We start from the raw sequence: 21,038 nt of genomic DNA on the forward strand, positions 1-21,038 counted from the left end.
CGGGCGGAACGCGCTGGCCGTGCTAATGAGCATCGGCCGGCTTGCGGAACTCCCTGATCTCGACGTTCCACCCTTCGGATGGCGGGGGAGCGCTGGTATCGAATAGCCGGTCATCGACGGGTCCGTTTGTAGCGACTGCAACGAGGATGACCTCTGTGCGTCCGCCGTCGGAGTTCACGGTCCGGGCCATGCGAGGCAGGAGGCTGCCGGTCCGGTACCAGAGCCGCACCTCGCGGAAGTCGCGCGCTTCATCGGTCCCTTCGCGCGGAACCAGCCGGAGCTGGACGGTGTCGGCGAAGTTCTTCCGGGCCGACTCGCTGGCGTCGAGGTGGTCATCGAATGGCAGGAGGGTGGCCTCGAACCGCGCGAGGATGTCGGCCCGCTTCTGGCCGATGGGGACCGGGAAGGGGCCCTCGCCGATGCGGAGCGGATCCGCCCGCTGGCCCGGCGGCACCACGCGCCGCTTGAACATCTGCTTCTGGTCCGGGAGTTTCTCGATCAGCCACGCACCGTCGAAGATGAACGTGCGGCGCTCGAGCCGCTTCTGCCCGTTGATGTACAGGGTGTCGAAGTCGACGGCGAAGCGTCGCTCGGGTGCCGAGTCGGACGTCGGTCCGGCGTCCGACCGGAAGGTGAGCGTGCCCCGGCGGTCCTCGGCGCTCGCGGCCTCGAGCTCGCCGAAGTCACGGAGGTAGCGGATGCTGGCGGTGAGCGTTCTGATGTCCTTGTCCGCCGTCTCGAGCGCGCGGAGCAGGTCATCGGCGTCCATGAACTCCCGCGCCGGTTCCGTGTCCGGAGCGGCCTCCCGGGCCGGCTGGGGAGACGGAGGCGAGGCGGACGGCGATTCCTGCGCGATCGCCGCGCCGGAGAGGGCGAGCCCTGTGAAAACTGTCAACAGACGTGCCGACGTCATGCCGTGCTCCTGGGGTCGGACCGTGCCCGACTCGCGCCGGCAAGGGCCCGGCACCATTACTACGTACCGTACGCGTGCATCGGTTCTTCGCGAGCCGGGGCTGCCGCTTTCGAGTCCCGGTGGGCGTTAGGTGGTCGTGTCCACGATCACACGGCGCCGGAGCGGCCCCGCCGGCTCAGGCCTCGTCGAAAAACGCGGCCGCGTCGGATTCCGACCATTCCTTGGAGATCTCAGCGATCGAGCGGGCCCGCTTGGGGCGCGTGACCCGCGGGACGCGCTGGGGCTGGCCCGCGGCTTCGTCGAACTCGCCCTCCTGCTCGAAGATGTCGGCGAAGGGGATGGTGCCGTCGCGGCGCTTGCGGCCCTTGATCAGCAGCTTGATGGGCACCTCGCCGAAGGGGAGTTCGTCACGGAACCGGTTGATCAGGAATCGCTCGTACTCCTGCTTGAACAGCTCGGGCTTGTTCACGACCAGGCCGATGGTGGGGGGCTGCACGGCGACCTGGGCGACGTAGTAGACCTTGGCGAAGGTTCCGAGCTTGCTCGCGGGGCCCCGGGTCTCGAGGATCCCCCGTACGAGGCGGTTGAGCTTGCCCGTGGTGACGCGCTCGCGGGACTGCTCGAAGAGCTCGTGGGCGAGGTCCAGGGTCTTGCGGACATTCCGGCCGTTTGAGGCGGCGACGAAGGAGAGCGGGGCGTAGGCGAGGCCCGGGATGGCCTTGTGGAGGTACTTCTCGTAGGCGTCGGGGGAGACGGCCTTGCCCTTGTCGCTCTTGCGGCCCTCGACCATGTCCCACTTGTTGACGACCAGCACGACCGGCTTGTACGACTGGCTCACGATCTTGGCGAGCGTCTCGTCCACCTGGGAGACGGGCTCGGTGGCGTCGATGAGCATGAGCACGACGTCCGCCCGCTGGATGGCGCGGACCATGCGGTCGAACGCCCAGTGCTCGATGCGGTCGGCGAAGGCCTTTTTCTTGCGGAGCCCGGCGGTGTCGATGGCGATGAAGGTCCTGCCGTCGATCTCGAACTTGACGTCCACGGCGTCCCGGGTGGTGCCTGCGATCTCGGAGGTGATGACCCGTTTCTCGCCCGCCAGGGAGTTGACGAGCGTGCTCTTGCCGGCGTTGCGCTTGCCGACGATAGCGACGCGGATGGCGCCGCTGAGGTCCTCCGCGGCCGGGGCCTCGTCCTGCTCGGCGGCGAGCTCGCCGGCGATGGTCCAGAGGTTGTCGATGAGGTCGCGCCGGCGGTAGTTGTTGCGGGCCGAGACGCAGAGGGCCTCGCCGAAGCCGAGGCTCGCGGCCTCCGCGGCGTGCCCCTCCCAGCGGGGACCGTCGACCTTGTTGGCAACAACGACTACGCGGACCTTGCGGCTTGCCTCGGCCTTCCTGTCGGCGGCCTTCTTGGCGCCCGGCTTGGCCTTGGGCTTGGCCGCGCCCTTGGCGCGTGCGGGGGCCGTGGGCTCGCGGGCGCCCAGGACGCGCTCGCGGAGCAGGCGGGCGACGGTCTCGTCCGCCGGGGTGATGCCGGCCTGGGCGTCGACGACGAGCAGGACCAGATCGGCGGAGCGGACCGCCTCGGAGATCTGGTGCTCGATGTCGTGGGTCAGCGAAGCGAGATCAGCTCCGACCTCGTTGAAGCGGCGCCCCTCGGCGACATAGGCGCCGTAGCCGCCGGTATCGGTGAGGTCCAGCTCGCGGTCGGGGCCCTCGCCGTCGGGGGAGTCGAGGGTCACGATGGTGGAGACCCGGTCGCGCGTCGTGCCCGCCGTGGGGTCGACGATCGAGACCTTGTCCTTGGCCAGCATGTTCAGCAGCGAGGACTTGCCGACATTGGGTCGGCCGACGATAGCAACGCGAGGGAGCGGCATAGGGGCGGACTTTAGGCTTGAACTGGCGGATGCCGGGCTCCGCAGGTTCGCGGCACCGGCAAGTCGTAGACTCTAACCATGCCCAACCAGCGTCTGCGACAGATCATCCGCGAGGCCATGCCGGAGCTGACGGCCCTCCGCCATGACCTGCACGCCCATCCGGAGCTGGCGTATCAGGAGCGGCGGACGGCGGGGGTCGTTGTACGGGAACTGACCCGGCTGGGTATCCGCCACAGGGCGGGGCTGGCGGGCGGCACCGGGGTCGTGGCCCACCTTCCGGCGACCGTGCCGGGGGCAGACGGACGCGGTGCCATAGCGCTGCGGGCGGACATGGACGCGTTGCCGATCGTCGAAAGGACCGGGGCGGCGTACGCGTCGACCACGCCCGGGGTGATGCACGCCTGCGGGCACGACGGGCACACGGCGAACCTGCTCGGGGTGGCCCGGGTGCTCTCGACACTATCGGAGCGGCCCAACAGCGTCACGCTCGTGTTCCAGCCCGCCGAGGAGGGGGGCGCGGGCGGCAGGCGGCTGTGCGAGGAGGGCGTGCTTGAGGGAGACGATGCGAGCCGGGGGGGCGGGGAAGGCGGGGGAGCCGGGCTTGGGGAGCCCGTGCGGGTCATCTACGGGCTGCATGGATGGCCGCAGCTGCCGCTGGGCGTGGTAGGCAGCCGCGTCGGGCCGCTCCTGGCGGCGACGGACGGGTTCACGGTGACAGTGAAGGGGACGCAGGCGCACGCGGCGTACCCGCACCTTGCCCGCGACCCGATCGTGGCCGCGGCCCAGGTGGTCGGGGCCCTGCAGACGATCACCTCGCGCAGCGTGGGGCCGCTCGAGAGCGTGGTGGTGACGGTGGCGACGATCGCCGGGGGAACGGCACGGAACATCATCCCCGAGTCGGTACGCCTCGGCGGGACGGTGCGGACGCTCACGCCGGGGATGCGCGTGCTGGCGAAGGAACGCCTGTTCGCGATCGCGGAGCACACGGCGAGGGCGATGGGATGCGAGGCACGCATCGAGTGGGAGGAGGGGTACCCCGTAACGGAGAACGAGAAGGGAGCAACCGGGCGGTTCTTCGAGACCGCGCGGCGCGCGCTCGGGGATGCCCGTGTGTGCAAAGTGGACGAGCCGACCATGGGGGGGGAGGACTTCTCCTACTACGGCCACCACGTGCCCGCCTGCTTCTTCATGCTCGGGCTGTGCCCGCCGGAACGAATGCCGGATCGCGGCGGCGCGGGATACCCCTCGCTGCACCAGCCGGAGTTCGACTTCGTTGATGCAGCGATGGAGACAGGAATCGAGGTGATGTGCGGACTGGCGCTGGAGCGAGACTGAGCCCGGCCTATCTGCGGGTTGGGGAGGGTTAGCAGCCGCCAGAGTTCAGCGCCGCGACCCAGGCCTGGATGAACCCGGCAAGGTCAGCGGGGGTGATCTGCGGGTCGGCGTCGAAGTTCGTCCGCGTGGTCGTTCCGGAGACATCGGCCACCCACTGCTGGACGTAAGCCGCGATGTCGGCGGGCTCGATGGTGCCGTTGCCGTCCCAGTCGGCGGGGCAGGCGGTGGTGCCGTAGATCTTGAGTTGCCACGAGTTGAACGTGCCGCTGTCGGCGGGCCCCTGCTCGTCGGAGATCGAGACGGTCCAGACGCCGTTGCTGCGCTCGTCCCAGCAGCGAGCCGTGGTGAAGACGAAGCCGGTGTAGTTGTCGGTGGGGTCCGGGTGCGGTGTGGCGAACTCCGAGACGGTGCCGGAGGGGGACGTGAGCGTGACACGCAGGTCGCCCACGGCGGTGTGGGAGACGTTGAGCACGAGCTCCGCGGTCTCGACGTTCAGGAACGAGCCGACGAGGGTCGTCCGGGTGACGCCGGGAGTGCTGGCATTGGGGATCGGCGTGGCAACGTTGAGGAGCGGCGTGGCGAAGGACTGCTCGGGCTGGACCAAGGGCCAGGCCTGCGCGAGCGAGACGGCCGCGGCGGCGTCGACGGCGCCAAAGCCGTAGTCGTACGAGATGCGGCGGCCGGCGCCGTTGAGCCGCCAGCCGGGGCTGGACGCGTCGGTCCACCTGGCGGTGCGGACAAGGATGTGCTTGACGTCGCGCCAGGTCAGCGCGGGGCGGGCCTGGAGCATGAGGGCGATCACGCCGGCGACCTGCGGCGACGTGGCGCTCGTGCCGCCGAAGCCGTTGCCGAAGGTGTCGGTGCCGGTCGTGGTGTAGATGGATGGGTGGATGCCGTCGGCGTTGGACGGTGCGACGATGAACATCGAGGCGCCGGTCTCGTTGTAGTACGCGCGCACGCCGGTGTTGTCGACCGCGCCAACGGCGATGACGTAGCGGGACGAGGCGAAGGGGTCATAGTCGAGCCGGTCGAAGACCCCGCCGTTGCCCGCGGCCCAGCAGAAGACAGTGCCCTTGCCGCCACGGCCAGTGGCGACGGCCTGGGCGAGGGCGTCGCGCTCCGCGGCGGTGAGGTAGGTGATCAGGCCGTTATCGAACGGGCCCCAGGAGTTGGTCTTGATGAAGTTCACGTCGTTGCGAAACCCAAACGCGGTGACGTGATCAACGCTGGTGGAGCCGCGGTACAGCTTGGAGACCTTGGCGCCATAGGCGACGCCGGCGCCGAAGAGGCCGTTGTTCCCGGTCGCCGCGACCAGGCCGGCGACAGACGTGCCGTGCCCGGTCAGCCCGCTCCCGGCCATGCTCGACGCGGCGTCGTAGTTGCTCAGGATGTCAGGGTGGGTAGTCGAGTAGCCGTCCTCCACGACGGCGACGGTGATCCCCGTCCCGGTAAAGCCGGCGTTCCACGCGGGAACGACGTTCACATCGATCGTCCCCGGCGCCAGGCTCTGGAGGTGCCACTGCAGGGAGAGGCTCGGGTCGTTGGGTGTGCGGAGCGGCATCGGGCGGGCGATGTCGACGTACGCCTCCTCAACGGCGCCGCCGGCGCGCAGGGCCGCGGCGAGGGCCGCCGCAGAACGGACGGATGGGGCGGTGGCGATGTGCCAGCCAGAGAGCGAGGCCATGGGAGCGGCGGTGGCCTTGGCGGCATCGAGCACCGGCTGCGCGGCACCGAGGTTGGCGGCCTTGATCAAGACGGTGTTGGTGATGGTGTAGCCGGGCGTGGGGGCCGGTGCGGGGTCGGCGGCGGTGGCCATGTCCGCGTTGTCGCGGGCGGCAGGGCTGGTCGGGGCGTCAGGGGTGTCGATCAGGAACGCCTCGGACCCGGCGCCGGCCCACAGCACGATGCGTTCCGGGGCCAAAGCGACAGCCTTCGCGTTCTTGGTAGGCCCGGCCGCGGCGCGGACGTCGGACGATCCGGTCGATGCGGCCGCACCGCACGCCAGAATAAGGACAGAAAGCACGGAGGCCGGGACGCTCAGACCGGCAGCGAGTTGACTCATCATGGTCGTGCGCATGGCGTTGGTCGGATCTTGCGGGTGGGGTCGCTTGGGCGTCCGGTAACGCCCGTCTGGCAGGCGGCACAGGGGTGTGTGGTTTTTGTGCGTATCAGCCGATCGGCAGTATTCGAGTGTACTCACATCTCTTCGCAACGCCAGTCCAATCGGTTTGGCGGGTGTGGCGAACGCGTTACCAACGGCGCCGACGGACCGAAAGTTCGCAGAGCCACGGGACGCCGGGTCCTAGAACCATGTCTACTTCTTGCACGACGGTCGAGCGGTACCGGTTCGTCCGCGCGTCCTAATAGGATGCAAGCATCGTGGCCCCTCGCGACATGGATTCAGGGATGGAAGCGGCGCCAACGCGACCTGCGTTCTCGGGGAGGTCGGGGTCGCCTGCGCCGATTCCGCGCCTGGACCAAGCCATGTTCGCCACCGAGTACCAGAACGCCCACCGAGCCCTGTGGTGCATCGCCGCCGGCGTGCTGGGCGACCGTTCAGGGGCGGCGGATGTCGTGCAGGACGCCGCCGTGACGGGCCTGCGCAAACTGCACGAGTTCCAGCCGGGCACGAGCTTCCTGGCGTGGATGGCGAGGATTGTGCGATTCACGGCGATCAACCAGCGCCGCAAACACCAGCGTCATCGCACCGGGGGTGTTGATCCATCGGCCCTGGATGCCACTCCGGGGCATGGCCCCGGCGTCGCGTTCGCCCCGGTGGTGAACTCCCGAGGCGAGATCGTCGCCGCGGAAACTGTGTTCGATGACCGCATGCTCGGTGCGCTGCACGAACTCACGGAGCAGGCCAGGGCGTGCCTCCTGCTGCGGGTGGTTCTGGAGATGCCCTACCGGGATATCGCCGTGGCGCTGGACATTCCCGAGGGGACCGCGATGAGCCACGTCCATCGCGCGCGGCGGCAGATGCGAGCATCCCTCGCCGGATCGGGGCCGGCGAGCGCGGATGGCCAGAGACCGAAAGGGGGGAGTTCGTGAGTCAACCGATGAACGAGTCCGATGCACGTATTGAGTCGTACCTCGACGGCACGCTCGTCGGCGCCGAACTGGCCGCGTTCGAGGCACAACTGAGCACCGATGCTGCGCTTCGGTCGGCTCTGGATGTGCAACTCCGGCTCGATGCGAGGCTGCGCGCGGTGTTCGCGCCCCCGCCGATGCGAGCCGTTAAAGCTGCTCCCGAGATAGAGTCGAGCCTGGACCTCGAGCCCGAGTCGGCCCCGGCTCCGCGCAGTGCTCCGCCAGCGCCGATGAAAACGGTGGAGGCGCCCGACCCCGCTGCCCACACATCCGGTGCAGCGACCGGCCGCTGGAGGCCGAACCGCGTGCACTACGGCGCGATCGCCGCGGTCGTGGCGATCGCCGGCGGGATCGGCGTGTACCTCGCGGCGTTCTCGACATCGGGCCCGTCGGGCGGCGAGGGCGCCAACCCGTCGCTGACGGCCACAGCGATCTACTCGGCGCAAGGGGCCAAGTCGTGGACGCCGGACTGGGCGTGCAAGGACGATGAGGAGTTCAAGGACACGACGCGCAAGGCGCTCGGCCGCGCGGTGCTCTTCCACCCGGCCAACGGCGTGGCGCTGGTCGGTTGGACGTACGGCCAGTCGCCGTTGTCGGGGTATACCTCGATGCTGCTGGCGAAGGTCGAGGGGCGGCCGGTGCTGGTGCTGATGGGCAAGTCCGGCGACGACGCGAGGGTGCCGGGCGGGGCGGGGCTGAACGTGTTCAAGCGCAGCCTGCCCGGGGTTGTGATGTACGAGATCACACCGCTGGATCGATCGGCGGTGATCGATCACGCGTACGAGCCGTAGCGGCGCGCCCTCCACAGGACCGGGCGCTCTCGGGTAGGCTGGCGCGCCATGCTCCCGCACGACCCAACCACCTGGACAACCCTCTACTTTGCCTCGGAGTGGGTCATCCGCCTGATCATGATCGTGGTCGTTCCGTTCCGGCGGACGCCCGCCGCGGCGAAGGGGTGGCTGCTGCTGCTGTTCTTCCTGCCATGGCCGGGGCTGATTCTTTATCACCTCATCGGGCGGCCGACGTACCCCAAGTGGCGGCTGGACCAGGTCGCGAAACTGCCGCCGGTGGCCGAGCCGATCCGCGAGCGGATCAGCCAGGCCGGGTTCGTCGCCGAGCCTCCGCTCCCCGAGTCGCTGGCGCACGCGAGCCTGCTGGTCCGGAACCTGGGTCGGATGCGGCCGCTCGCGGGCAACTCGACCGAGATCATCGACCGGTACGACGCCTGGATCGACCGGCTGGTGGCGGACATCGACAGCGCTGCGCAGAGCGTGCACCTGATGTTCTACATCTTCGCAAACGACGCCACGGGGATGAAGGTGATCGAGGCGATCCGGCGCGCGACCGCCCGCGGCGTGGCCTGCCGCGTGTTGATCGACTACCTGGGCTCGTCTCGTTGGCGGGCAGGGACGCTCGCGGCGCTGCACGCGGCAGGAGCGGAGGCCCATTGCTCGCTGCCGGTGAAGATGTTCCATCCACGGGCGCGGCTGGACCTGCGGAACCACGCCAAGATCGCAGTGATCGACGGGGCGGTGGCGCACACCGGCTCGCAGAATATCGTGGACTCCACGTTCAAGCCCGGGCTTGCGTACGAGGATCTCATGGTCCGGCTCGTCGGCCCCGTGGGGCTGGAACTGCAGGCGCTCTTCGCCGCGGATTGGTTCCTTGAGTCCGGGAAGATGCTGGACCTGGAGGGGCACTTCCCAGCGCCGGACAAGGCGGGCAGCGTCGATGCCCAGGTGCTGCCGAGCAGCCCGGATTTCCCCGTCCCCAACGTTCAGCGGCTGGTGGTGGCGCTGATCCACGCGGCGAGGGAGCGGGTGGTGCTGACCACCCCGTACCTGGTCCCCGACGAGGCGCTCCTGCAGGCGCTGCAGACCGCCGTGCTGCGCGGCATCGAGGTGCACATCGTGGTCGCCAGCCAGCCCGACCAGGTGCTGGTGTGCCTGGCGCAGCGATCCTACTACGACGAACTCCTGAGCATGGGGGTGGTCGTGCACGAGTACCACGCCAGGTTCCTCCACGCCAAGCACGTGAGCATCGACGGCGAGATCGCCCTGATCGGGTCGAGCAATATGGACATCCGCTCATTCGTGCTCAACGCCGAGGCGGTCGTGGTCCTGTACGACAAGGGAGTGACGGCCGACCTGCGCCGCATCCAGGAGCGATATTTCGCCGAGAGCAACCCGCTGGATCTGGAGGTGTGGCGGCGGCGCCCGCTGCGCCGGAAGATCGCGGAGAATCTGGCGCGGCTGATGAGCCCGCTGCTGTAGACTTCGCTATCGCTAACGAGCCCAGGCGATGTCTCATCATCATCATCATCATCAGCAGCAGCAACAATCTCCCGCCGAACCTGTGCCCGAATCCGCCGAGGGCGTCGTTGAGGATCGTGCGACGCAACGGACGGGCTGGCGGCGCAGTCTCGCTCTGGCGGGTCTGAGCGTGCTGTGGCTCTCGCTTGTGATCGCGGCGTTGTGGTCCGTCGGCGCGATCCTCTATTCCAACCTGCCCTGGGCCTGGGTTCGGGTGACGCTCACGGGGGTTTTCATCGTCGGGTGCGTCGGCCTTGCCGGGTTCTACCCGCGTCGCCGCAGTGCCCTGGTGATCTTCCTTGGGGCTTTCGGGGTCGTGCTCATCTGGTTCCTGCTGACGCCGGCGTCCAACACGCGGGACTGGATGCCTGATGTGGCGGTCGCGCCGTCGGTGCAGATCGACGGTGATCGCGTGACGATCCGCAACGTCAGGGACTTCGCCTACCGCTCCGAGGCTGACTACGACGCCAGGTACACCACCCGCACCGTCGATCTCTCCCGCCTCAAGAGCATCGACCTGATCATGTCCTACTGGGGCCCGACGCTGATCTGCCACACCTTCGTCACCTTCGGGTTCGACGACGGGCAGTTCCTGTGCTGCTCCATTGAAACGAGAAAGAAGAAGGGCGACGAATACTCCGCGATCCGCGGGCTCTACCGCCAGTACGAACTCATCTACATCTGGGCCGAAGAGCGGGACGTGATCGGGCTGCGGACCAACCACCGGGGCGAGGAGGTGTTCGTCTACCGCCTCGAGTTCAAGCCCGAGCGGCTCCGCCGGATCTTCCTCGACTACCTCGACCGGACCATCTCGATGGAGACCCGGCCCGAGTGGTACAACGCCGTCACCAACTCCTGCGGCATGAACATCATCTACAGCGCCGCAGCACGCCGGCCGTGGATCCCGCTCAAACCGAACCTGCTGATGAACGGCCGGTGGGACCGGGTGATCTACGAGTCCGGCCACTTCTCAACGCCGCTCCCGTTCCCGGAGTTCCGCGCGCAGAGCCGGGTGAACACCAGGGCCCAGGCGGCCGAGGGCTCCACCGAGTTCTCCGCCCGGATCCGCGAGGGCCTGCCCTCGATCCCCGCCGCGCCGACCCGCCCGGGCGGGTGACCCCGGCCGGAGTCAGGTGAAGAACTCAACCTGCGCGGTCTCAAGGTTGTACATGGCGCCGACCATGTCGAGGGTCCCCTTCCGCTCCATCTCGTCGAGCACCGGGCTCTGGGCGCGGATCACGTCGATGGTCATCGACACGTTCTTCCGCGCGACCGCGTCGACGAAAGCAGGGTTCTTTGAGGTCCGGTCCCCCTCGAACTCCGTCGCCTCGACCGCTGGCCGGATCTTCGCGAGCAGCCCGGTCAGGTTGCCGAGCGTGGCGTTGTCGATCGCCCCCTTGATCGCGCCGCAGGCCGTGTGGCCCATCACCAGCAGCACCTTGGCCCCGCTGACCTTGCAGCCAAACTCGATGCCGCCGATCACATCGGCGTTGGCGATGTTGCCCGCCATGCGGGAGTTGAAAACCTCGCCGATTCCCATGTCCATGACGATCTCGGCGGGGGCCCGCGAGTCGATGCAACTGAGGATCACGGCCTTGGGGTACTGGCCCGCGGCGGACTCCCGCTGCTCCCTCAGAAAGTCCCGAGTCTGCAGCCGGCCCGAGCGGAACCGTTCATTCCCGGCCTTCATGCGGGCGATGATCTCCTCGGGGGTCAGCGCGTCTCGCTGCTCCTTGGAGAGGGGCTGGACCGTCCGGCCAAGAGCGACGCCGGACCCGATCGCCCCGACCCCAACCAACCCCGCGGCCCCCAGAAGGGAGCCCTTCAAGAACCTCCGCCGCGCGCCGGAGTGCGCATTGCAGCACCCGGAATGGAGGCTCGCACCGGTCAAGTCAAGGGGATTCATGGGGTACGCCTTTCTGTTGGAGCGGTCCCGAAGACGGGCAACATTGGAAACGGCCCGACATGCTACCGCAAATTCGGTCCGGGGCGGTCGGCGCGGGCTGGCCGGCCCGCGCCCCCGGTGCCTGTTGACCTCCCCCCCGCCTCAGGTATCATCCCACCGCGCCGGGGCTTACAGGCTCCGGAGCGGATACTGTTTACGAAAGGCCGCCGTAGCTCAGTGGTAGAGCACACCCTTGGTAAGGGTGAGGTCGTGGGTTCAAGTCCCATCAGCGGCTTTTTGAGGCTCGGCTCCGTGGTACCCCGGCCTTCCCCGCCGGGTTTCCTCAGCCTGCCGACTGGGCTTGGCCGGAAATCCGGTCCGCCCCAGACCGGAAGGGTTGAGGGCGATAGACTTCCGGCCCTTCCCAGGCGGGTTCGGTCCGGGGGAGCGGGCCGGGAAGCGGCGTTTGTCGGTGGAGGTCGGAGGGGGTGCACGGCGGTGTTCCGGCACGGTTGCCGGTTCGTCCGCCGCGTTTGTTCGAGTTTCGCTCCGGGCGGCGACGGGCGGTGGGCCTGTCGATCTCGGGGTTCGGTTGGTTGGATCCTAAGGTTGCACCGGTTGTCTCGACTGTTTCGACGGACACACCAGTACTCACGGTTGGAGGTTCACAGATGGCGAAGGGAGTTTTTGAGCGGACCAAGCCCCACGTCAACGTCGGGACGATCGGGCATATCGACCACGGCAAGAGCACGCTGACGGCGGCCCTTTCCGCCCGGTCGGGCGCGAAGTTCGGCGTGGTGACCAAGTCCTACGCGGAAATCACCAAGGGCGGCACCGTCCGCGACGCGACCAAGACCGTGACCATCGCGGCCTCGCACACCGAGTACGAGACCGACAAGCGGCACTACGCCCACGTCGACTGCCCGGGCCACGCCGACTTCGTGAAGAACATGATCACCGGTGCCGCCCAGATGGACGGCGCGATCCTGGTCGTGTCCGCCGCGGACGGCCCGATGCCCCAGACCCGCGAGCACGTGCTGCTCGCCCGCCAGGTCGGCGTCCCCTACATCGTGGTGTTCCTGAACAAGGTCGACCTGGTCGACGACGTCGAGCTCCTGGACCTGGTCGAGATGGAAGTCCGCGACCTGCTCAAGAAGTACGGCTTCCCCGGCGATGAGGTCCCGGTGATCCGCGGCTCCTCCAAGCCCGCGCTGGAGAACCCGAAGGACGACGCCGCCAACAAGTGCATCGACGAGCTGTTCGCTGCGATCGACCAGTTCATCCCGGAGCCCGCCCGCGAGACCGACAAGCCCTTCCTCATGTCCGTCGAGGACGTCTTCTCGATCAAGGGCCGCGGCACCGTCGCCACCGGCCGTATCGAGCGCGGCATCGTCAAGGTCGGTGACGCCGTCGAGATCGTCGGCCTGCACAAGGACAACAAGACGTCCACCATCACGGGCGTCGAGATGTTCCAGAAGACCCTCGACCAGGGCATCGCGGGCGACAACGTCGGCGCGCTGCTCCGCGGCATCGAGAAGGACCAGATCGAGCGCGGCCAGGTCATCTGCAAGCCCGGCTCCATCAAGCCCCACTCCAAGTTCAAGGGCCAGGTCTACGTCCTGACCAAGGAAGAGGGCGGCCGGACCACCCCGTTCTTCAACGGCTACCGCCCGCAGTTCTACTTCCGCACCACGGACGTCACCGGGGCCGTCAAGCTCCTCGGCGGCGCCGAGATGTGCATGCCCGGCGACAACATCGAGATGGAGGTCGACCTCGGCGACAAGCCCGTCGCCATGGAGAAGGGCCTCCGCTTCGCCGTCCGTGAGGGTGGCCGCACCATCGGGTCCGGCACCGTCACCGAGATCATCGAGTAAGCCCCGGCCCGGCCCCGCGGCCGGCCGCTTGATCCATCCCCGGCCCGCCGGATGAACCCGGTGGGCCGGATTTCCGAAGGTTCGAGTATCCCAATCGGGTCCGCCGGGCGTCGAAACCGCACGGGAGCCGGCGGCCCCGAAACCAGGTTCCTTGAAAGAGGTCGTTCGCGATGGCAAAGAAGGGAAAAGCGGCCGCCCGCGAGTTCGTGTGGCTCCAGTGCACCGAGACCGGTGACCTGAACTACCGCACCGAGATCAACGTCAAAGGCGGTGTCGCCGAGAAGATCAAGGCCGGCTTCAAGAAGTACTCGCCGCGTCTGCGCAAGCACACGCTGCACAAGGTCAAGAGGAAGTGAGCCCGTTCACGCCGCGGGCGGCTCGCTCCGGCGTGTATCCCGCGGCGAACGGCCTGTCCCTGGCCGAGTCCTTACGCCGGTAGCTCAATTGGTAGAGCAGCGGATTCCAAATCCGCAGGTTGCGGGTTCAAGTCCCTCCCGGCGTGTTCGTGCGAGCGGTCGAAGACTCTGCGGCGGCCGGGGCTGACGGGGGAACGATCCCGTCAACCGACCCCGGGCCCCGAGGCCGCGGCACGCGTTCTGGTCTCTCCCCACGGATCGGGGACGGAGTGTCCTGATGGCCATCGGAATCTACAAGCCCGGGCAGGGGTATTGGGTGCGGGTGCTCACGGCCTCGCTGCTCGCGGTGGTCGTCCTGGCCACCTCGGCGTGGGTGTACTCCCAGGCCGGGCTCGCGTTCGAGTCGCTGCCCAAGTCGGTCTGGTCCTTCCAGCTCAAGAGCACGAACGGCGCGGTGAGCCCGGGCGATGTGGTGACCTTCCTCGCCAAGCCCGCTCGCCCCGGCGATGCACCCGCCTCGATCGGCACCGCCAAGGTGCTCTCCTACGACCAGTTCAACACCGAGCTCCGCGTCTCCGGGTTCGTCGGGGCCACCCCCGAGTCCGACCTGAGCCGCGCCGGCCGCGTCTCGGCGGGCGGGGCCGCGCCTTTCACCGGCGAGGTCACCGGGTCGCCCACCGCCTCCGCGGCCGTCGAGCCGCTGATGGTCCAGGGCGCCGCGGTCGGCATCGTCCTGCTGATCGGCGCCGTGATCATCTACTGGGTCGTGGCGATCCGCCCCGGCACGGTGGACTTCCTCGTCGCCACCGACACGGAGATGAAGAAGGTCAACTGGTCCACTCGGAAGGATATCGTGCGGTCCACCGGCGTGGTGATCTTCGCGTCGGTGCTGATCGCCGGCGTGCTCTACGGGTTCGACCAGGTGTTCTCCCTGTTCTTCCGCGCGATCGGCATCCTGGCGACGGGCTCGGGATCCTGACCGATCGGCGTGTCTTCTTCGCTCGATGCCCCGGGGTGGGCGGGAAAGGGTGCTCCAGCCATGTCCGACAAGAACGCTACGACCGACAGCCAAACCGAGGGTGCCCCGGAGCGGGCCGGTGTGATCACCGGCGACGATCCGATCCGGCAGGGTGATATGAACTGGTTCGTGCTCCGCGTCGCCTCCAACAAGGAGTCGTACGTCCGCGAGACGCTGCTGCGCAAGGTCCAGATCGAGGCGATGCAGCACCTGGTCGGCCGAATCCTGGTCCCCACCGAGAAGACCAAGACCGTCAAGGGCGGCAAGCAGCGGATCGTCGAGAGCAAGCTCTATCCCGGCTACGTCTTCGTCGAGATGCGCCTCGAGCCCGACGGCCGTATCCCGCAGGACGTGTTCTTCCTCATCAAGGAGACGACCGGCGTCGGTGATTTCGTCGGCACCGCGGGGCGCCCCACGCCGATGAAGGACCACGAGATCGAGAAGATGCTCATCGATTCTCGCAAGCCCGAGGACCAACCGACTGTCAAGCTCGTCTTCCAGAAGGGCGAGAACGTCCGCGTCAAGGAGGGCCCCTTCGAGGGCTACGAGGGGACGGTGGACGAGCTGTTCCCCGACAAGGGCGTCGTCCGCGTGCTGGTCACGATCTTCGGCCGCCAGGCCCCAATCGACCTCGAGGAGTGGCAGCTGGGCAAGGCCGACGAGGTCTGATCCGACAGGCCGTCTCCACCCGTCCGCCGAAGGCCGTGACCGCGTGTCCGCGCCGTCCGCACAGGCCGCGCGACCGGATGCGATCATCCATCCCACGAACCCCGGTTCGAGGCCGCTCCGCGCCCTGTATCTCATGTCTGGAGTACAGGCGCCCGTGATGCTCGGGCGCGATGGGAGTCAAGATGCGCCCGGGGGTGGGGCGACGACGCCCGGACCGCGCTGCGCACCCTCCCCGGGCCAACGCAGGGGACACGTCATGGCGCGCGGAACTCACGGCAGGAATGCGGCGGTGTCGGCAGCGGGGATCATCGCTGTGGCGGGGCTCACCGTCGTCTCCCTTCCCGGCACCGGCCGGGCGCTCTCGAGCGATCCCTACGCCGACCTCCCGGCGGCCATCACGCTCGCCGGGACCGTGCGGGACTTCCGCGCGGCGGGAACGCCCGGCGGCCACGCGGACTTCGAGGCCTACAACACCGGCCACCGCGTCGGCCTTGTCGCCGCTGAACTCGACGCCGACGGCAAGCCTGTCTACATCGGCGAGGGCAAATCGGTCCAGACGCAATACCGCGACAGCCGCGGCCGCAACATCATGCCGGCGATGTACGACCAGTCCAAGGGCGACGCCGCGGGGGCGCTCGCCTCCCCCTCGTCACGGGCCGTCACCTCCCAGGCGACGATGGCGCAGTGGTGGCGGGACGTGCCGGGCACGAACATGGCCAAGTCGCACTCCATCGTCCTCTCTCGCCAGCCCAACACGAACATCTACAGCTTCCACGAGCAGGACAACGAGTCCACCGCCGAGCGAGAGGGCTTCTTCCCCGCCGATAACGACCTCTACAACGACATGAACCCGACCTACCACCACAACTACCACTTCACCTACGAACTCTCGACCCGGTTCGTCTACAAGCAGGGCGGCGGCCAGACCTTCACCTTCGTCGGCGACGACGACGTGTACGTGTTCATCGACGGGAAGCTGGCGATCGACGTGGGCGGCGTGCACAGCGCCGTTTCACAGACGGTCGACCTGGACCGCTTCGCTTCCAAGCACGGCCTGCGCGACGGATCCACCTACTCGCTCAAGTTCTTCTTTGCCGAGCGGCGGACCACACGGTCCAACTGCCGCATCGATACCACCCTGTTCCTGCTCCCAGCCGAGCTGCCCAAGACGGCGTTCCTGTTCGATTGACCCCTCGGCAGGATTGCCAATCAAGGCGCACGTGCCCCCGCGCCCCACGGCGGGGGTTTTTCTTCGGACCTGCCCGCAGAACCTCGCGGCAGGGATCGAGGGCCGGCCGTGCAGACCGCACAGGTTCGCAGCCTCCCGCCGCGATCACCCCCAACCCCCTTGTTCGCCCACCGGTGAATCGTACATCTGAAGGTGAGCGGTCGACGTTCGACCGGCCTGCCCGAGGGGGGCCGTGCAGGGAGCCAAGCCGGGCCGACTGCCGCTGAAGGCAAGGCCATTGAACGAGGAGCCTGACTATGAACCGGCAGTCCAGCAGCGTGTTTGCTTCGGTTTCGGTGCTCGGTGTGTTGGCGGCCGCCGGGCTCGCGATGGTCTCCGCCCCGCACTCCGGCGCGGCGGCGACGGCGGATCCCTTTGAGCACCTCCCGACGTCGCTGACGCTCTCGGGCGTGGTCCGTGACTTCAAGGAGCTCTCCGTCTCCCAGGGCGGGCACGCGGACTTCGAGCGCACCCCCACCCGCGGCTTCGGCATGTACGCCGGCGAGGTCGCCGACCAGCTCGACGCGGACGGCAAGCCCGTGTTCCAGTCGACCGGCTACAAGGTCTCGACCCAGTGGCGGGACTCCATGAACCGCAACATCTCGCCTCCGCGCAGCCACATCGCGGCCAAGCCCGGCGACATCGCGGGCGTCAAGGAGACGAGCCTCGGCGGCTCGACGACCAACGCCGAGAACTTCGCCAAGTGGTTCCGGGACGTCCCCGGCGTGAACATGGCCGCCCCGTACGCCGTCACGCTCAAGCGCCAGCCCAACTCGAACATGTACACGTTCGACGACAAGACCGACGAGCTCTTCAAGGGCCGCGGCGGGTTCTTCCCCATCAACGGCGAGCTCTTCGGCAACTCAAGCGGCGAGACGAAGAACTTCCACTTCACCTACGAGATCGACACGCGATTCGTGTACAAGCGCGGCGCCGGCCAGGTCTTCACCTTCACCGGCGACGACGACGTGTTCGTCTTCATCGACGGCAAGTGCGTCATCGACCTGGGCGGCGTCCACTCGGCCGTCAGCCAGACGATCGACCTCGACCGCCTGGCCTGGTTGCAGGACAACAAGACCTACTCGCTGAAGTTCTTCTTCGCGGAGCGCCACCGTACGCAGTCCAACTTCCGCATCGACACCACGCTCACGCTGTTGCCGGCTCAGCTGCCGTCGGCCGCCGCGGTGTTCGATTGATCGATCGTCGGGCCCTGTGAACGCAAGGCGACGGCACTCTCCCGCCCGGGCGGCCCAAAGGCTCCCGGGCGTTTTTCTGCGCCCGCCCCCCGCGGGGCCTCAGTCGTCGGCGGAGATGCTGCGCGGGCCCTGCGTGCCGGCGGTCCGCTCCATGTACCCCTTGCCCTTGCGCTCGTACTTGGTGAACCCCATCCGTTCGAGGTTCTTGTTGCTCAGCGTGCTCTTGGTCTTGAGCGGCGACATCGCGCCGGCGATGTTCGGGGCCTGCGGCACGCGCCGGACGGGCTCGCCTGTCTCGGGGTGCTTCGACAGCGCCGAGTCCTTCATCGACTGAACGGCCTCGAACGTACGGCCGGTGCCCGCGCCCTGCCTGTCCAGGATTTCGTACACGTACGTCGGCATGGGCTTAGTCGAGCGATTCGGACTCGATGCTCGCGACCTCCCCCTTGGTCTTCTTCTCGATGTACTTCTTGACCCACGTCTCGAAGGACTTGCCCGCCGCGGGGTCGCGCGCCGAGAACTCGATCCGCCGGATGTCGCTATAGCGGACGCCGATCTTCTGGTTGCCGCCCCCCGGCGCGGCCTCGGCCGGCATCAGGCGGACCGTCGAATCTGCGAGGCCCGCGCCCCGCCGCCGGTCGAAGAGATACCCCGACACGGCCCGGCCATCCGCCAGGTGCAGCGTGACGTCGCCGCGGTAGTCGAATGCCTTCTCAAGCACATCCATGGTCGTCCCGGCTTCCGCGGCGAGATCGACCGTCCATCCCGCGAGCGACTCGGGGTGAGCGCTGAACACACCGGTCGGGGAATCAAAGTCTGGATGCGCCTTGGTCTCTTGGGGCATGGTCCTGTCCGGGATATGGGAAGCGCCGCGGCGCCGGGGCTAACGATAGGTCGCGGCGGTGCGGTCGGCAGACGCGGACGCCTTATCCGAAGGTGCGGCCGCTGTCGGGGTCCATCATCCGCCACCCGAGCGACTTGCACGCCTTGCCGAGGACGGCCCAGGCGAAGTCCTCGTCCTGCAGCGACACGATCGCCTGGTTGACCTCGTCGGTGCCCGTGGGCATCTCGATCGTGAACCCGGGTCCGTGCAGAACCGCGACCCCGATGCTGTCGCCGCAGCCCGCCGGGCCCGAGCCGTCGGGAGCGGTGTTGAACGGCCGGAGCGACTCGATGAGCCCGGACAACTCGCCCAGCGGCACCAGCGTGCCAGCGCCGGCCGGGGCCGAGCCCGACATCGCCGAGGCGGACTTCACGAGATAGATCTGCCTGCGACGGGCCAACGCGAGCGTCCTCTCCACGCCCCCCCGTCCCACCGACTGCCCACTCCCCGCTCAACGGCGAGATCATAGCGAACGCAGCCGCGGGACGATCCCACGGCGCGCGCGGCACGAACTGTCCATGGGGCTACTTAGGACGCTTACGGGAGGGCTTCGCCGGCGGCTCATCGGGGGCGGCGGTGGACTCGGCCTGCTCGCCCTCCCCGGCGGCCTCGTCCTCGGCGTCTTCCTTATCGAGCAGTTGCACCGCAACGTCGATTAGCCGCTCTAGCGGAACCGGCTTGAGCAGGTACTTGTCGACGCCGAGCGACTCGGCGTACGCCTGGTGCCGCCGGCCCTCGTTGGCCGTGACCATGATCACCAGCGGGCTGTCCTCGTTGCCCTTGATCTTCTCAAGGACGAGGAACCCGGACCGCCTCGGCAGCATCATGTCGAGGACGACAATGTCCGGCGGGTCATCCTGGCAGGCCAGGACCGCGGCGTTGCCATCCTTGACGAGTCTGGTCTCCGCTCCCTCGGACTGCAGAGCGGTGTCGATCGCCTCCAGAACATCCTCGTCGTCGTCGACGATCAGGACGCGCACACCTTCAAGTCGGCCGCTGCTCATCTGTTGCTGGTCCTTGCTGGGTGGACCAGACAGCGTAGGAGGTTGGCGGTCGATCGATCGGGGGGCGCCCAACGGGCTGGGCCGGGCGGGGGGGTCGAACGGAGCGGGCGTACTGGGCATGGTGGGCTCCATGCGGGGGTCGGGGGTTCCGGCGGTGTTGACTCAAGTCCGTCCGCCAGGAACCGCCCAACGGTTCCCCCTCAGGCCGCGCCGGCGGGCTCGGGCTCGGGGATCGGGCGGGGCGGTTCGACAGCGATCTCCGCCGCGTCCCGGCGGGACCAGTCCATGATTGTGTCGAGCTCGCCCTGGGTCATCCAGGGGAGCTGCTCCAGTTTCTCGCGCAGGGCGCTGGGGAACGGCCGGCCCAGCCTCTCGTGCCGCGGCCGGCTCTTCCAGTAGCGGTGCATCCAGAGGTACTGCTCGGGGGCGAGACGGACCGCCGTCTCGATGGCGCGCCGATAGCGGGCGGTCACGTAGAACAACGGGTCGGGCCGGTCGACCCAGTCCTGCGGTTCGATGATGTCGACCACCTCAATGGTGTACCGCAGGGGCGCACGGCTCTTCGGGCTGCACCCCACGGCGTCGTTGGACGCGTCGGTGCCGGCCCGGTGGGGCGTCGCCGGGGCGTGCATCCCGTGCAGGCCCGGCGTGAGGCGACGGGCGACGCCGCAGATCACCGGCGCGTGGTGCTGGATCGCGAGCAGGCCGATCGTCTTGTACGTCGAGGCCAGGCGCCCGAAGAACGGGACGAAGAGCCCCCGGTCGCCCGCGTTCTGGTCGGCGACAAACCCCACGGCCCCGCCGGATCGGAGCACCGAAGGGAGCATCTCGGTCGCGCCGAACTTGTCGACCAGGACGAGCCCGCGACGCTGTCGCGTGGCCCGCACCCAGCGGTCGAACGGGGCCAGGTCAAGCGGGCGGTACAGCGCGTGCAGCGGGAAGCCCAGCAGCGCCAACGAATACCCGAGTACCTCCCAGTTGCCGCAGTGGCCGGTGATCGTCACCGTGGGCGTGCCGTGCGTGCGTCCGTTGAGCATGTGCTGGAGCGGACGAGTCAGCGACTGCAGCGACAGGTGCGACGGCCAGCCGTCGTCGGTGAGAACCCGGGGCGCGTAGATCGTCTCCGCGGCAAGCATCAGCAGGTGCTCGTACGACCGCACCGCGTACTCCCGCCGCCGCTCCAGGGGCCAGTCCGGGAACGCGACGGCAAGGTTGTCGATCGCTCTGTGCAGACGCTTGCGATTGAGCCGCATCTCGGCGAAACCGCGCCCGAGCAGGGCCGCCGCGCCGGTCGTCAGGCCGATGTCCGTGGCGCCAAGCGCCGAGAACACCGTGCGCAGGGCCAGGAAGGTCGGAACCTCAAGCCATCGCGGGGTCGATCGCTTCACCGGGAACCATACGG

The 21,038-nt window shown here is 68.3% G+C and carries 20 protein-coding genes and 2 tRNA genes; 13 read left to right on the forward strand and 9 right to left on the reverse strand.

Annotated features, from left to right (window positions below):
* Positions 1-22: 22 nt before the first annotated feature.
* Positions 23-913 carry a hypothetical protein gene (locus tag KF745_15005; GenBank protein ID MBX3359727.1) on the reverse strand — a complete coding sequence of 297 codons (891 nt, stop codon included), beginning with the start codon at positions 911-913 and terminating at the stop codon, positions 23-25.
* A gap of 175 nt (positions 914-1,088) precedes the next feature.
* Positions 1,089-2,786: a ribosome biogenesis GTPase Der gene (gene der / locus KF745_15010; protein ID MBX3359728.1), complete on the reverse strand. Its 1,698-nt coding sequence runs from the start codon at positions 2,784-2,786 to the stop codon at positions 1,089-1,091.
* A gap of 78 nt (positions 2,787-2,864) precedes the next feature.
* Here der and KF745_15015 point away from each other — a divergent pair, with 78 nt between their 5' ends.
* A complete protein-coding gene (locus KF745_15015) occupies positions 2,865-4,121 on the forward strand; it encodes an amidohydrolase (GenBank protein ID MBX3359729.1) in 1,257 nt (418 codons plus the stop codon).
* Between the two features lie 28 nt (positions 4,122-4,149).
* On the opposite strand, the gene KF745_15020 is transcribed toward KF745_15015, so the two are convergent.
* Positions 4,150-6,198, reverse strand: a complete 2,049-nt coding sequence (locus KF745_15020; GenBank protein MBX3359730.1) for a S8 family serine peptidase — start codon at positions 6,196-6,198, stop codon at positions 4,150-4,152.
* Between the two features lie 407 nt (positions 6,199-6,605).
* Between KF745_15020 and KF745_15025 the strand changes: the two genes are divergently transcribed.
* From KF745_15025 to KF745_15040, 4 genes are all read left to right on the forward strand, one after another.
* Entirely contained in the window at positions 6,606-7,172 is a 567-nt protein-coding gene (locus KF745_15025; GenBank protein MBX3359731.1) for an RNA polymerase sigma factor, read from the forward strand.
* Complete coding sequence (locus tag KF745_15030; GenBank protein ID MBX3359732.1) at positions 7,169-8,002, forward strand: hypothetical protein; 834 nt, start codon at positions 7,169-7,171, stop codon at positions 8,000-8,002. Before KF745_15025 ends, KF745_15030 begins: the two co-directional genes overlap by 4 nt.
* A 48-nt stretch (positions 8,003-8,050) precedes the next feature.
* A complete protein-coding gene (gene cls / locus KF745_15035; protein ID MBX3359733.1) occupies positions 8,051-9,484 on the forward strand; it encodes a cardiolipin synthase in 1,434 nt (477 codons plus the stop codon).
* An 82-nt stretch (positions 9,485-9,566) separates the two neighbouring features.
* On the forward strand, positions 9,567-10,640 hold the full coding sequence (locus KF745_15040; protein ID MBX3359734.1) for a DUF4105 domain-containing protein: 1,074 nt from the start codon (positions 9,567-9,569) through the stop codon (positions 10,638-10,640).
* Between the two features lie 12 nt (positions 10,641-10,652).
* Here the strand turns inward: KF745_15040 and KF745_15045 are convergent, their stop codons facing one another.
* Positions 10,653-11,351 carry a hypothetical protein gene (locus KF745_15045; GenBank protein ID MBX3359735.1) on the reverse strand — a complete coding sequence of 233 codons (699 nt, stop codon included), beginning with the start codon at positions 11,349-11,351 and terminating at the stop codon, positions 10,653-10,655.
* A 280-nt stretch (positions 11,352-11,631) separates the two neighbouring features.
* Here KF745_15045 and KF745_15050 point away from each other — a divergent pair.
* From KF745_15050 to KF745_15085, 8 genes are all read left to right on the forward strand, one after another.
* Positions 11,632-11,703: transfer RNA gene (locus KF745_15050), tRNA-Thr, on the forward strand.
* Between the two features lie 376 nt (positions 11,704-12,079).
* Positions 12,080-13,282, forward strand: coding sequence for an elongation factor Tu (gene tuf / locus KF745_15055; protein ID MBX3359736.1), 1,203 nt, complete (start codon positions 12,080-12,082; stop codon positions 13,280-13,282).
* Between the two features lie 170 nt (positions 13,283-13,452).
* A complete protein-coding gene (rpmG, locus tag KF745_15060; protein MBX3359737.1) occupies positions 13,453-13,638 on the forward strand; it encodes a 50S ribosomal protein L33 in 186 nt (61 codons plus the stop codon).
* A gap of 73 nt (positions 13,639-13,711) precedes the next feature.
* Positions 13,712-13,784 (forward strand) — tRNA-Trp (locus KF745_15065).
* Positions 13,785-13,915: 131 nt separating this feature from the next.
* On the forward strand, positions 13,916-14,617 hold the full coding sequence (secE, locus tag KF745_15070; protein ID MBX3359738.1) for a preprotein translocase subunit SecE: 702 nt from the start codon (positions 13,916-13,918) through the stop codon (positions 14,615-14,617).
* A 60-nt stretch (positions 14,618-14,677) separates the two neighbouring features.
* A complete protein-coding gene (nusG, locus tag KF745_15075; GenBank protein ID MBX3359739.1) occupies positions 14,678-15,325 on the forward strand; it encodes a transcription termination/antitermination factor NusG in 648 nt (215 codons plus the stop codon).
* 256 nt (positions 15,326-15,581) lie between these two features.
* The gene (locus KF745_15080; protein ID MBX3359740.1) at positions 15,582-16,514 is read left to right on the forward strand and encodes a fibro-slime domain-containing protein; all 933 of its coding nucleotides are present in this window, start codon (positions 15,582-15,584) and stop codon (positions 16,512-16,514) included.
* A gap of 296 nt (positions 16,515-16,810) precedes the next feature.
* Positions 16,811-17,749 carry a fibro-slime domain-containing protein gene (locus KF745_15085; GenBank protein MBX3359741.1) on the forward strand — a complete coding sequence of 313 codons (939 nt, stop codon included), beginning with the start codon at positions 16,811-16,813 and terminating at the stop codon, positions 17,747-17,749.
* A 99-nt stretch (positions 17,750-17,848) separates the two neighbouring features.
* Here KF745_15085 and KF745_15090 read toward each other — a convergent pair whose 3' ends face one another.
* The 5 genes from KF745_15090 to KF745_15110 form a co-directional block, all read right to left on the reverse strand.
* Complete coding sequence (locus KF745_15090; GenBank protein MBX3359742.1) at positions 17,849-18,151, reverse strand: hypothetical protein; 303 nt, start codon at positions 18,149-18,151, stop codon at positions 17,849-17,851.
* A 4-nt stretch (positions 18,152-18,155) separates the two neighbouring features.
* The gene (locus tag KF745_15095) at positions 18,156-18,593 is read right to left on the reverse strand and encodes a hypothetical protein (protein ID MBX3359743.1); all 438 of its coding nucleotides are present in this window, start codon (positions 18,591-18,593) and stop codon (positions 18,156-18,158) included.
* A gap of 82 nt (positions 18,594-18,675) precedes the next feature.
* On the reverse strand, positions 18,676-19,050 hold the full coding sequence (locus tag KF745_15100; protein ID MBX3359744.1) for a hypothetical protein: 375 nt from the start codon (positions 19,048-19,050) through the stop codon (positions 18,676-18,678).
* Positions 19,051-19,156: 106 nt separating this feature from the next.
* Positions 19,157-19,636, reverse strand: a complete 480-nt coding sequence (locus KF745_15105; GenBank protein MBX3359745.1) for a response regulator — start codon at positions 19,634-19,636, stop codon at positions 19,157-19,159.
* A 200-nt stretch (positions 19,637-19,836) separates the two neighbouring features.
* Positions 19,837-21,024 carry a lysophospholipid acyltransferase family protein gene (locus KF745_15110; protein ID MBX3359746.1) on the reverse strand — a complete coding sequence of 396 codons (1,188 nt, stop codon included), beginning with the start codon at positions 21,022-21,024 and terminating at the stop codon, positions 19,837-19,839.
* Between the last annotated feature and the right edge of the window lie 14 nt (positions 21,025-21,038).

It is taken from the genome of Phycisphaeraceae bacterium (genome assembly GCA_019636655.1).
Lineage (GTDB): Bacteria > Planctomycetota > Phycisphaerae > Phycisphaerales > UBA1924 > JAHBXB01.

Coding starts and splice junctions, on each gene's coding strand:
- rpmG (MBX3359737.1), top strand. CDS start 13,453: ATGGCAAAGAAGGGAAAAGCGGCCGCCCGCGAGTTCGTGTGGCTCCAG.
- KF745_15005 (MBX3359727.1), bottom strand. CDS start 913: ATGACGTCGGCACGTCTGTTGACAGTTTTCACAGGGCTCGCCCTCTCC.
- KF745_15090 (MBX3359742.1), bottom strand. CDS start 18,151: ATGCCGACGTACGTGTACGAAATCCTGGACAGGCAGGGCGCGGGCACC.
- KF745_15095 (MBX3359743.1), bottom strand. CDS start 18,593: ATGCCCCAAGAGACCAAGGCGCATCCAGACTTTGATTCCCCGACCGGT.
- der (MBX3359728.1), bottom strand. CDS start 2,786: ATGCCGCTCCCTCGCGTTGCTATCGTCGGCCGACCCAATGTCGGCAAG.
- KF745_15015 (MBX3359729.1), top strand. CDS start 2,865: ATGCCCAACCAGCGTCTGCGACAGATCATCCGCGAGGCCATGCCGGAG.
- KF745_15080 (MBX3359740.1), top strand. CDS start 15,582: ATGGCGCGCGGAACTCACGGCAGGAATGCGGCGGTGTCGGCAGCGGGG.
- tuf (MBX3359736.1), top strand. CDS start 12,080: ATGGCGAAGGGAGTTTTTGAGCGGACCAAGCCCCACGTCAACGTCGGG.
- secE (MBX3359738.1), top strand. CDS start 13,916: ATGGCCATCGGAATCTACAAGCCCGGGCAGGGGTATTGGGTGCGGGTG.
- KF745_15085 (MBX3359741.1), top strand. CDS start 16,811: ATGAACCGGCAGTCCAGCAGCGTGTTTGCTTCGGTTTCGGTGCTCGGT.
- nusG (MBX3359739.1), top strand. CDS start 14,678: ATGTCCGACAAGAACGCTACGACCGACAGCCAAACCGAGGGTGCCCCG.
- KF745_15105 (MBX3359745.1), bottom strand. CDS start 19,636: ATGAGCAGCGGCCGACTTGAAGGTGTGCGCGTCCTGATCGTCGACGAC.
- KF745_15025 (MBX3359731.1), top strand. CDS start 6,606: ATGTTCGCCACCGAGTACCAGAACGCCCACCGAGCCCTGTGGTGCATC.
- KF745_15020 (MBX3359730.1), bottom strand. CDS start 6,198: ATGCGCACGACCATGATGAGTCAACTCGCTGCCGGTCTGAGCGTCCCG.
- cls (MBX3359733.1), top strand. CDS start 8,051: ATGCTCCCGCACGACCCAACCACCTGGACAACCCTCTACTTTGCCTCG.